At 46.7% G+C, this 12,853-nt stretch carries 7 protein-coding genes; all 7 read left to right on the top strand.

Annotated elements, in window-relative coordinates:
* The first annotated feature begins 17 nt into the window (after window positions 1–17).
* The 7 genes from ispG (at window position 18) to JT26_RS06035 (ending at window position 12,847) form a co-directional block, all read left to right on the top strand.
* Window positions 18–1,760, top strand: a complete 1,743-nt coding sequence (gene ispG / locus JT26_RS06065) for a (E)-4-hydroxy-3-methylbut-2-enyl-diphosphate synthase (RefSeq protein ID WP_036847623.1) — start codon at window positions 18–20, stop codon at window positions 1,758–1,760.
* Window positions 1,761–1,764: 4 nt separating this feature from the next.
* Window positions 1,765–3,006, top strand: a complete 1,242-nt coding sequence (locus JT26_RS06060; protein WP_235300029.1) for an aminotransferase class V-fold PLP-dependent enzyme — start codon at window positions 1,765–1,767, stop codon at window positions 3,004–3,006.
* Window positions 3,007–3,824: 818 nt separating this feature from the next.
* Window positions 3,825–5,015: a hypothetical protein gene (locus JT26_RS06055; RefSeq protein ID WP_036847620.1), complete on the top strand. Its 1,191-nt coding sequence runs from the start codon at window positions 3,825–3,827 to the stop codon at window positions 5,013–5,015.
* 228 nt (window positions 5,016–5,243) lie between these two features.
* Window positions 5,244–7,658: a TonB-dependent receptor domain-containing protein gene (locus tag JT26_RS06050; protein WP_052110391.1), complete on the top strand. Its 2,415-nt coding sequence runs from the start codon at window positions 5,244–5,246 to the stop codon at window positions 7,656–7,658.
* Window positions 7,659–7,720: 62 nt separating this feature from the next.
* Window positions 7,721–8,719 carry a sirohydrochlorin cobaltochelatase gene (locus JT26_RS06045; RefSeq protein ID WP_036847617.1) on the top strand — a complete coding sequence of 333 codons (999 nt, stop codon included), beginning with the start codon at window positions 7,721–7,723 and terminating at the stop codon, window positions 8,717–8,719.
* Between the two features lie 103 nt (window positions 8,720–8,822).
* Window positions 8,823–11,129, top strand: a complete 2,307-nt coding sequence (locus JT26_RS06040; RefSeq protein ID WP_036847614.1) for a TonB-dependent receptor — start codon at window positions 8,823–8,825, stop codon at window positions 11,127–11,129.
* 605 nt (window positions 11,130–11,734) lie between these two features.
* On the top strand, window positions 11,735–12,847 hold the full coding sequence (locus JT26_RS06035; protein ID WP_036847769.1) for a mannose-1-phosphate guanylyltransferase: 1,113 nt from the start codon (window positions 11,735–11,737) through the stop codon (window positions 12,845–12,847).
* Window positions 12,848–12,853 lie beyond the last annotated feature (6 nt).

Here is a 12,853-nt window from a genome sequence, read left to right as displayed (position 1 = left end):
CGATCTTATTCAAAACTATGAGTAAAACATTACTGACTTATCAAAGAAGAGTCTCATCTCCGGTAAGAGTGGGAGATATTATTATAGGCGGAGATGCCGATATTGTTGTCCAATCCATGGCAAGCGTAGACACCATGGACACGGAGGCATCTGTCGCACAAGCCGGACGTATAGCGGATGCCGGCGGACAGCTTGTCCGTTTTACGGCACAAGGTGTACGCGAAGCCAATAATCTGAAAGCCATCCGTGACGGACTGCATGAGAGTGGCTACGATCTGCCTTTGGTGGCGGATATACACTTTAATCCGGCTGCCGCTTATGCTGCTGCCACCAGGGTTCAGAAGGTTCGGATCAATCCCGGAAACTTTGTCGATCCTGCCCGAAAGTTTATCTCCGTCGAGTACAGCGAGGAAGAGTATGCGCAAGAGTTGGCTAAGATAGAAGAGGTATTCGGAAAATTCCTCGACATCTGCATTGCCAACGGAACGGCTATCCGCTTGGGAGTCAATCACGGATCACTTTCGGATCGTATCATGACCCGTTTCGGAAACACACCGGCAGGGATGGTGGAGAGCTGTATGGAGTATCTTCGCGTCTGTCGAAAGAAGTCGTTTCACGATGTGGTTATCTCCATCAAGTCGTCCAATACGGCAGAAATGACCACCACAGTGCGTCTCCTGGTAAAAAGAATGGATGCGGAAGATATGCACTACCCGTTACATCTTGGCGTTACAGAGGCCGGAGACGGAGAAGATGGCAGGGTAAAGAGTGCCGTAGGTATAGGTTCTCTGCTTGCCGATGGTATTGGCGATACGATCCGGGTATCTTTGAGCGAAGAGCCGGAAGAGGAAATCCCCGTGGCGGAAACGCTTGTCGCTTGCGCCAAAGCGATGAAAGAGGATAGCACACCCATATATATCTATGGAGAGGATGCAATGAGTTCCCCTCGCATAGCGTTGTTGCAAGGCAAGGTACACCCTGTTGTCGTGAGCCGTTGGCACCCTTCTCTTTTGACGCTTTCGGCTTCGGAGCAGCCCGACTATATTTTAACCGAAGAAGACATGGCAGATGTGCCGTCCGATTGGCAGGACAAAATCCTGAACCATAAGGATGGATACCGGGCGATGAACTGGGACGAACTCTTGAATATGCCGGATGAAGCCCTCTCCAGACTCTCTTCAAAGGATATACTTCTCGTTTCTTTCTATCCTCCGACAGTTGTCAGAGCACTCAAAGCAGTAGAGTCGCGTCTGAAAGAACTGGCTCCGAACACTCCTCTCATTGCTCGTCTTGTGATGCCTAAGCAGGATCGGGGCAAACTCTATACGGAAGCCGGCTTCTATCTTGGCGGTTGGTTGCTCTCGCGTAACGGTGCCGGCTTGATGATGGATATAGCCGGAGAAGATCATACGCACCTTTCTTTCTCTCTTCTTCAGGCGAGTCGTCGCCGCATTACAAAGACCGAGTACATCTCCTGTCCGGGGTGCGGACGGACACTGTTTGCATTGCAGTCCACCGTTGCGCGTGTAAAAGCTGCCACCGAACACCTCAAAGGGCTGAAGATCGGGGTGATGGGCTGTATAGTGAACGGACCCGGAGAGATGGCGGATGCCGATTACGGCTACGTTGGAGCCGGTCCCGGAAAGATAGACCTCTATAAGGAGAAAAACTGCGTGGCTAAAGGTATCCCTCAAGACGAGGCTGTGGAAAGACTTGTACAGCTTATTAAAGATTGCGGAGACTGGAAAGATCCCGACTAAACAGATGAAACAACAGACCATGAAACTGAACATAGAAAAGATAAGGGCAGACTTTCCTGCACTTGATACAACCGTTTACAACAAGCCGCTTGTCTATCTCGATAATGCAGCCACTACACACAAACCGAAGAGCGTCTTGGATGCCTTGACGGACTCTTATACCCACCGGAACGCCAACATTCATCGGGGAGTGCATCGCTTGAGTCAGGATGCCACAGAAGCGCACGAGGCGGCTCGTACCCATATTGCCTCTTTTCTCTCTGCACCTTCAAAAGATGAAGTGCTCTTTACTCGCGGAACGACCGAAGGTATCAATCTTGTCGCCTCTTGCTACTGCGAGAAGTTCTGTAAACCGGGTGATGAGATCCTTGTTTCCCGTATGGAGCATCACTCCAATATCGTTCCATGGCAGATGGCAGCGGAGAAAACGGGAGCGGTTGTCAAGGCTGTGAATGTTACGCCGGAGGGTTTACTCGATTTGGAACACCTTGCTTCTCTTCTCTGCGAACGCACCAAAGTGGTCTCTCTTTGCCATGCTTCCAATGTGCTGGGTACTATTAACCCCATCTCCCGAATAGCGGAAATGGTTCATGCCACAGGTGCTATTCTCGTTGTGGATGGCGCACAAGCCGTGGCGCATACTGCGGTTAATGTACAGGATTTAGGAGCAGACTTCTATGCCTTTAGCGGACATAAGATTTACGCTCCTACCGGTATCGGCATCCTTTGGGGCAGGTCGGATTTGTTGGAGAGTATGCCTCCGTATCAGGGAGGAGGCGAGATGATCCGCACCGTTTCCCTGGATCACGGCACCACTTACAACGACCTCCCTTTCAAGTATGAAGCCGGAACGCCCGACTTTATCTCCAGCGTTGCTCTCAGCGAAGCGGTCAGGTATGTCGAGGAGACAGGTTTTGTGGAGATAGCAGCATACGAAAAAGAGCTGTTGGACTATGCAACGGCACAACTCATAAGCGAGATTTCCGATGTTCGTCTCATAGGTACAGCTCCTCAAAAAGAGGCGGTACTCTCGTTTCTTATAGGGGATCTTCACCCGTTTGATGTAGGTACTCTTCTCGACAGACAAGGCATTGCCATCCGCACCGGACACCATTGCGCACAACCTCTGATGCACCATCTCGGCATAGAGGGAACGATGCGAGCCAGCTTCTCGTTCTACAATACAAAAGAGGAGATAGATGTTTTCATCCACGCTCTTAAACGTGCGGTGGATATGCTGAGGTAAGGAAGAAAAAAGGATTAAAAGAGTGAAAGAGATTGTCCGAAATATGCTCCGGATAATCTCTTTTCTTTTGCTCTTTTGGGGATGAATAAAAAGCCTTTTTGGTGGGAGCTTTTATATAAAAACGGATAGCCTGAAAACGATTCCGAAATCCTCTTCTCCGAACCGATTTAAGATTAGTAAAATTTCTTTATTCGTCCAAAACGCTATATATCAGCCGAGTAAGAAAAATCGCGAATTTGGAAAAAATTTTTTCTCAGTCCGTTTGATGGGGCTTTTTCGCGTTAATTGGCGTGAATTTTAACACCCTTTTCTGTAAACGTTTCCTAATAAAGAAATTTGCCTTTTCAGGGGTATTTTAGGGCGAAAATACGTAGTCGGTTGATTGTTAGAACTTTAGTGATTCTGGCTAAACACGTTAATCGAATCCGGTAAACGTGTTTAATGAAATCGGTAAACGTGTTCGTTGAAAAATTAAACACGTTAAGCCGAAACAATATGCTCGTTTACTGTTTTTGCTTAACAGGTATCGAAAATCGTGTTAATAAAATGGCTCTGATTTAACAGTTCGGTCGTGCTCTGAAAACGACCCCTCCGATCAAAATAGAGAGCGAGAAAAAAGCGAGCATTTTTCGGTATGGAATATATAAAAAATCACTTTCTTCCGCCGGCATAAAACGGGAGGATTTTTTCTCTACTCTGTTTCCAAAAACAGTCTCCTGCTTTTACCTTTTTTCTTATCTTGCCACCATGTTAGGGCAGAGAGTGGAAAAGTGCTTTCCGATGCCTTTATACACACCACCATTACAAGACTGTTTCCCATGAAATCCAAGCTGATATTTTCTCTCGTTACCGCCATTCTCTATCCCGTACTCGCAGGAGGACTGGCTTATCTCTTAGCTTCGTTGGCTCGTGATCAGGGTGCGGACACTCCAAGTGCAGGTATGTTGCGAGGTTTTCTGCAGATATTCTTGTCGATACTCTTTTCTATTGTTCTGTTTGTCGTGAGTCTGCTGCTTTCCAAACGCTGGTTGGACAGCTATGTGCCTGCTTTCATTGCACCGCTTATTATACTTCTGATTTATTGGCTTGTCGGTACTGTTCGAGAGGTTATAAAGAGTCGGGGTACCCCTTATGTGGAGTATTATGAGAGCGGTGTCCTGAAAGAAGAGGGCAGGAAGAGAGGGCTTTATGGCGAAAGAATCGGAAAGATAAAGCAGTATAGACCGGACGGCTCTTTGGAAGCTGTGGAAACGTACAGAGAAGGTACGGTGGATGGAATGTGTCGTTACTATCATCCCAATGGGCAGCTGTGGGCAGAGGGGGACAAAATACCGGTGGATAAAGGGACCTATTGGGATCATATAGAAGTAGGGAAGTGGCACTATTACAGAGAGAATGGCGAGCCGGATGATGTTCGGAGCTATTCCGAAAAAGGTGTACCCAAAAGGTCCAAAGCGTATAAGCTGTACAAAGATTCTGTCGGTCTGATACGCCGGATAGGAAGCAATGACCCTTTCTCCGGAGAGATGGATATGGTGCCTGTCGTCGAGAGCGGTATGTTCTTTCCGAGACACTACAAAGGGGCTGTGGTAAACGGAATGTTGAATGGCAATATTCGGATATACTGCAATACCGATGAGGGTTTTGTGCCGGTTTTTGAAGGCAGCTTCAAAGATGGAGAGCGGCATGGAAAAGTGAGACGATTCTATCTGGACGGACAGCTGGAAATGGATGGATACTATCTCAACGGGCTGTTGGAGGGAGAGTTGATCTATTACTATCAAGATCCGTCCGGTACTCAGCCTCACGGACAGATAGAGTACTGCTGCTATTACAATAATGGTGAAAGGAACGGCACAGCACGTTGGTACGAAGAGGATGGTACGCTCTCGGAAGAGGTTGAGTTCAGAAATGGTGTGCGTCACGGCATATCCCGTATTTACAATAAAGACGGATCTTTCGAGGAGTATATCTATGAAGAGGGCGAGCGGATAGAGGAGGAAGATTAGAGAAAGATTGTCGCGGAGTTGTCCTTGTGCCGGTCGGATATAGCCCGAACCGGATGGAACCGTATCGCAGATGTGTAAGATCTTCTTAAAGAAGAGCTATCCAACAGAGAATCAAAAAACTATTATTAACTTTGTACCATAATCTCTTGGAGGAGGATAGAAGAAAATCCTGCTTCGGGAAGCACCTTACGGAGAGACACTAACAGGGGTGCTGCTTTTAGATTTGGTATGAACAAAAACTATGGAAGTAGGAAGAGAATGAGGCTGGGGCATACACTTCCCAAACTTCTGCTTTTTATAATCTTTACAATTACGATCTCCATGCCGGCTCTCGCCATAAAAGTGACGGGAAGGGTATTAAGTGGCGAAGGGACAAAAGCTCCGCTCAAGAGAGCTTTACTCGTGATTAAGGGGTCTTCTTTACGAACCATGACCGACGGCAACGGGGTGTACGAGATGGATCTTCCTGTCGGTCGTTACACCTTTGTGGTCTCTTATGTGGGGTTTAAGCCGGAAACACGTTTGGTTAATATCACCGGGGAGTCTGCCGTAACGCAGGATTTCATTCTCGAACCTCTGGATATCGAAATAGAGGAAGTGGTAGTAACCGGGACAGGGACAGAGCACAGACTCAAGAATGCACCGGTTCAGACGGAGGTAATGACCTCTCGAATGCTGAAAGCATACGCCGGTAGGACTTTGAGTGATCTGCTTTCGGGGTTGAGTGCTTCGTTCGACTTCTCTTCGTCGGATATGGGTTCGGGAATCTCTCTTGGCGGTTTGGGCAATGCTTACATACTGATCCTCATAGACGGAAAACGCATTCACGGAGATACCGGAGGGCAGAACGATCTTTCGATGATCTCTGTTTCGGACATAGAGCGTATAGAGTTGGTCAAAGGTGCAAGCTCTTCTCTCTATGGCTCTGATGCCATGGCAGGCGTTATCAATATCATAACCAAAAAGAACTATCGAACAGCTCCGCTGATGCTTGAAAACAGCACCAGAGCAGGCTCTTATGCCGATATACGGCAGAGCAATATGTTGTCTTTCAAGGTGGGATCCTTTACTTCTGCCACACGCTATGCCTATCAACACACCGACGGATGGCAGAACAGCTCTCAAGAGCTTTACCGTAACAAACTCTATGAAGGCTCTACGACGCAGACGGTAAGCGAGTATTCCAATCACCGCATCCAGCAGGATTTCGAGTATCAACCCGGGAAAGATCTTCTGCTCTATGCTTCCGGGATGTACTATTATAAGAAACTGCTTCATAAACCGGGCGCACCACGCTGGCGGACGTTCCACCCATTCTATCGGGATATGGCGGTAATGACCGGAGCGCAGTACAGGTTGAACGGAAAGAGTATACTCTCTTTGGATGCCTCTTTTAACCGCCATGCCTACTTCTATTCTTACTACGAGCGGACGATGGATGAGTATTTCCGTAAAGAGATGATAGATGGCAAAGAGGTGCATGTGCCGCATCACATCTTTTACTATCCCGGTCAGGAGAGTCGCGAGAGCGATCAACGCCGTTGGCTTGTACACCTTAAAGGGGTATTCGATCTATCTTCCAGGCATAAACTTTCCGCCGGTGCGGAGTATATCGGAGAGCATCTGATAGCTCCTCGAAGGCTTATCACAGACCGGGTTTGGACTTATACGCTCTCTGCTTATGCGCAAGACGAGTGGAATGTAATGCCGGATCTGAATGTAACGGCAGGTGTTCGGCTCGTGGGGCATCAGGCTTTCGGGATGACGGTTACACCCAAGATTTCGACCATATATAAGATTGGCAATGTCAATCTTAGAGCTACATATTCCAATGGATTTAAGGCTCCCACACCGAAAGAGCTATATTACTTCTATGAGAGAGCCATGATGGGCAAGTTGCGTGTATATCTTGGAAATCAGGAGTTGAAGCCTCAACGCTCTCACTTTTTCTCCGGAGGGCTGGAGTACAGAACACCTAAAATCACGGCAGGAGCAACGCTTAGTCATAATCGGGTCAAGGATATGATCGCGCTTGTAAGGGTTCCGATTCCTCCTCAATACGAAAGCGATGAAGGCTCCGATTACGATGGCGCGATGCAGTATATCAATATGGAGAGTGCCGTGATTACGGATCTTGATCTCTCTTTCACTGTACGTCCCATCCGCTCACTTGCCATAGGAGCAGGATATAACCTGCTTAGTGCACGGGCGCATCTCATCAACAACGAAGAGAGTGAGAAAGCAGGCAAACCCGTATTGGAGCATAGAACAATAGATGGAACGGCAACGCATCGTGCAAATATCCGTGCCACATGGGATAAGAAATGGGGAGACTATGCTCTCGGAGTGGGTCTGTATGGCAGAATACAATCGGAACGCTTCTATCGTGAGTACGGCAATGCTCCCGGCTATATGCTTTGGAGGCTCAACACGACGCATACATGGAAAAACGACCGAACAGGGCTGCTCTTTGAGGGGTCCGTAGGTATAGATAACATATTGAACCATTACGAGCGTCATCCCTACGGCTATAACTATGGTACTACATCGCCCGGACGAACATTTTATGCCGGGCTGACCATAAGATGGGGCAAGGCTCAACGCAAGATGAGAAACCTGAACAGTATGATGGAAGAAGAGTAACACAATTACTTTATACCGAGAATAAATAGGAATACTAACATTTAACTTTTACACAGATCGTTATGAAACCATTACGTAATCTTTGGGCAGTGATGCTTTTACTATCTACAGCCCTCTTGTTTTCCTGTAAACAAGATGCACCCGATGTGCCTCAATCTCCTGTTAAGTATGAGAAGAAGCACAACACAGCCATTCTTCTTGTAACATTTGGCTCTACTTGGGACGATCCTCATACAACTTACAAGGCTCAGATCAACCAGTTCAAGAAGGAGTTTCCTAATACAGACATTTTCTTCTCTTTCACTTCAAAGACCTGTATCAACCGCTGGTATGCCGAAAAGAAAGAGCAGTTTATCACACCGGATCTCTATTTGAAGTCTTTCATTGACAAGAACTACGAAAATGTTTACGTGCAAAGTCTTCACGTCATACCGGGAGAAGAGTATATGCTTCTCAGGGACGGATATGTGAAGAGCCACTATAACTTCATCGTACAAGACCTTAAACCGGAAAGAAAACCTGCCGTTTGCGGTAAAGCTCTTCTGGTATCGGACGAAGATATTGAAAGTGTCGGAAAAATCCTTGTAGATGCTTTTGCCGAAGAGCTGAAAGCCGGTCATGCGGTGGCTTTCATGGGACACGGCAATCCGGTATCCGATTATGATCATGCCAATGCTTCTTATATCAAGATCGAAAAGAAGATGAAAGAGTATGCCAAGAAGACCTATAACAATGAAAATGTTTTCGTTGGAACGGTGGACTATCCGGCTATGCTTGTGGACTATGTTATGGATGGTCTGAAAGAGTCGAGCTGTAAAACAAAGACCGTTTACCTGCATCCTCTTATGTCTATTGCCGGTGATCATGCCAACAATGATATGCAAGGCGAGTACGATAAAGATGCTCCGGAAGACGAACAGAGCTGGAAAGTTCAGATAGAAAAGAAGCTTGGCTGGACCGTGAAGACCGTTACAAAAGGACTTGGAGACTATCCATCCATCAACGCTATCTGGATAGGTCATCTTAAAGATGCCATCAAAGACGCAGAAGAAGAGGAATAAGGTCTTTTTCTCACAACCGGTAATATAAATTACTTACAGGCAAAGCGGCCGCAGTGAAGAGGGTTACCTCTCACTGCTACCGCTTTGTCATGAAATACCAAATATGATGTTCAAACAAATTATTACAGCACTAATCATTATTCTTTCCTGTACCGCCACTGCTTTGGCACAGGATACCACAGCAAAAGGATACGTAATAGATGCCGATACGAAAAGGCCTGTCGAAGGCGTTGTCATACGTGTAAGCGGAACACTTGCCAGGGCAACAAGCAACAGCAAAGGCTATTTTGAGATACAGCGAGTCCCTTCGGATGCGGTATTGAAGTTTAGTCATGTCAGCTATCTGGCACGTACAATCTCGGCGGCAAAGCTATCCAAAGATCAAACCGTAGCCCTAACATCTTCCATGGTGAATATAGAACAAGTAACCGTTACAGGCACCGGAACACACAGACGAAACAAGGATGTTCCCATTCCGGTTACTGTTTTTACAGAAAAAGATCTGAAGAGACAAAACATCTCCAATCTGAAAGAAGCTTTGCTCAAACTTATTCCATCCGTGACAGAAACACCTCTGGGAAGCATGGGATCCGTCATGACATTGAATGGTTTGGACGATAAATACATCCTTTTCTTAGTGAATGGGCAGAGACTCTTAGGCAGTGGATCTTCTGCTCTGGACCTTAGCAGAGTCAATCTTTCTAACGTTAAACGGATAGAAGTATTGGATGGAGCCGGTTCAATGATTCACGGATCGGATGCCATAGCAGGAGTAGTAAACATTATCACGAACGATATTCAGTCCGGAGTGGAGTTGGCTCTTAGCTCTTCGCTAAAAGATCACGGACGTCAGACCTATTCGGTTAATTTGGATGCAAAAGAGGGAAAATTCGGAAGCTATACTTCTTACAATAAACAGCTTACAGATGGTTGGATTCTTAATCCAATGGAAGAAGACAAAGAGGGCAAGCTTGTTCCCACGACCCGAATGGTGGTTATGGCATCCACAACTCACACGCTTTCTCAGCGTTTTACGTATGATTTCATGAGAGGAATGTCCCTGTATGCCGAAGGCTCTATTTCTCGTTTTATCCAAAACAGACCGGAGATGATCAATGGAACTAAAACGTCATACAACTACGATTTAGAGCATAAAAACGACTCTTATGCCTTTGGCGGACGATACGCAGTATCTCCAAAACTCTCTCTCTTTGCCGATTATTACAGAGATCACTACACCAGCTCTTACAACTACTTCCTTCCTGTGGGCAAAACAATCCGTCCGGGAGACAGTCAACTGCGTGTAGAGACTCGTTGGCACAAGACTTCCTTAAAAGGGATATACAATCTCAATCGCCAACACAAACTATCCTCCGGCATGGAGTACACCCTCGATGCGCTGGACAACTACTTCTCCACTTCGGACAAACTGAGAGAACCCGTAAGTACCGGAGCATTCTCTTTCTATGCTCAAGACGAAATGCGTTTTTCAAGAGCCTTTCAAGCGGTTGTCGGAGCAAGGGTTACACGCCACGATGTTCTCGGAAGCTATGTTACTCCGAATGCGGCAGTGATGTACACATTAGGGGATTTGAAGTTCAGAGGATCGTATGCATCCGGATATAAGACACCTTCCCTGAATGCAATCTATACCTTTAACGTCAATAAGGATGGTACTCTGACCATTGGTGATGAGTCTTTACGCCCGGAACGCAGTCAGTTTTTCTCTGCCTCGATGGAGTACGCAACTAATCGTCTTGCCCTCTCTGTCGGAGCATATGCCAACTATCTCAGAGATAAAATAGAGCTTGTGGCTTTTGAAGTAACTCCGGAAGAGTTGGCACAATATCAAGCCAAGTATGGACCGGAAGTTACTCAAAACGTGGTGCGAAAGCGCAGTAACATAGACCGTGCAAGGGTTATGGGGCTCAAGGTTGGAGCAAAAGCATACCTCGGAGCCGGATTCATGTTGCAAGGCGACTACTCTCTTGTCGATGGCAAGAATCTGTCTGCGAAAGAGGGTGAAGACGACAGGCTGGACAAAACAATCCGTCATGCCGGAAATGTCTCCGCACAATGGACGCACTCTTGGGGTGGATACCATCTGAACGTAAACCTTACGGGAGAGTTGAGAGGACCTCGTTTCTCTTCTATTTATTCTCCAAGGATAGGGGATGCACCGGGTTATTCGCTTTGGAATATCAATACAACCCATACTTTTGAACTGGGTAAGCTGATACTGATGCCAACGGTAGGTATAGAGAATATCTTCAACTATGTGGACAATCGTCCCGGTTATCGTCATTATCTTAACGATAAAGGCAAAGGAGCCACAACGATGTCTCCTTATGCGACCATTACTCCGGGACGGACTTACTACCTCTCTCTCAGTGTAAGATTCAAGCAGTAAGGGAGGCATAGAGATTTAGACCATTCTCGGAATGGATCGGAGCGGGGATCGGATATGTATGGGGCATATATATTTCGATATCCGCTCTTTTTTATTCCCATTGCTCCGGAGTGTCTCTGCTTATTATCCACTCGGAGAGTGCAAGAGAAAGATGAAATAAATAGGTCTCAAAAGCAGACTGAACGCTTATATTGTTTCATCCGAACAGGTTAAGAGGTTAAAGTCAGGGTTTGATTTGTGGAAATCAAGCTTTAGGATTTGCAAATCAAGACTTGAATTGTGCCGTTCAAGGTTCGGTTTTTGGCAATTGGGTCTTGATTTCCAAAATTGTACGTATTTAAGACATTTTTTTAGAGAGATAAACCGATTTTGTGAACGGGTTTAAGTTTTAGTCGGACTTGGCAGAAGCAAAAGAAGTCCGATATTGTGCATATTTTTGTAACCTTTTAATTTATAATTGTTTAGTGTCTGTTTTGGGAAGCGAATGTGGGAAAAATCTGCCCTTAAACAATCGTCCGGCGGTATTGTTTCTTTCTTTCGTTATTGTTAAATTTGCGTAGACCTTCGCAGGGGGAGTTACGCCCTGCGTTCTAATATTGATGGCTATGCATAATAAACAAACTTATTGCGTCATACTTGCGGGAGGAGAGGGAAACCGATTCTGGCCTTATAGTCGCAAGAGTATGCCCAAACAGTTTTTGGACTTCTTTGGTTTGGGTGAGACACTTCTTCAGATGACTTATCGTCGCGTTTCAAAATCTTTTTCAACGGAACGGATTTTGGTTTCTACCAATATCAACTATGTGCAGATCGTGCAGGAGCAGCTCCCCGAACTGCCTCTCGAAAATATCATCGTAGAGCCGTGCCGCAGAAATACCACAGCCACGTGTGCGCTGGCAACTCTTCATCTGTTGAGTAGAGATAGAGATGCGAAGGTCTGCTTTGCTCCATCGGACCACTTGGTATTGGATCACGACCTGTTCATAAAGACGATGAGGCAGGCATCTGCATACATTCACGAAAACGATAATGCACTACTTACGATAGGCATTGCACCCTCTCGTCCGGATGTCGGATACGGCTATATCCAAGTGGATGGTAAGGGAATGCCGGAAGATCCACTGGGTCATGTCTTCAAGGCAAAGACATTTACCGAGAAGCCCAAGGCAGAGATAGCGAGAATCTTTATCGAGAGCGGGGAGTTTTTCTGGAACTCCGGGATGCTCTTCGCAACCGGAACAGTCCTCCTCCAATCCCTTAGAGAGTATGCGCCCGAACTGATGGAGCGTCTGGAAGGACCGGACAAAGAGAGTCTGGCGCCCTATGGCACTCCCGATGAAGATGCCCATGTGGCAGAGACTTATCCCTACTGTCCCAATGTCTCCATAGACTATACGGTGTTGGAGAAAGCGGAAAACGTACACGTCTTGGTGGCAGACTTCGGATGGGCAGACCTGGGTACATGGGGTTCTGTCTACGAGATAGGGGAGAAGGATGCACGGGAAAATATGACGCTGCATGCTTCCGTGCTGGAAAATGAGAGTCGTCGCAACCTCGTGGTGAGCGATACTCCGGGTCGTCTTGTGGTGATGCAAGGTGTGGAGGATCTGTTCATCGTGGAGAAAGATGAGGTTCTGCTCATCTGCAAACGAGGTGAAGAGCAGAAGTTGAAGCAGCTTCACCTGGCAGCGATGTCGAAAGGAAAAGAGTATGTATAACCTTAC

Source organism: Porphyromonas sp. COT-108 OH1349 (genome assembly GCF_000768755.1).
Classification (GTDB): Bacteria; Bacteroidota; Bacteroidia; order Bacteroidales; family Porphyromonadaceae; genus Porphyromonas_A; species Porphyromonas_A canoris.
This window is presented reverse-complemented; position numbering and strand designations above follow the sequence as displayed.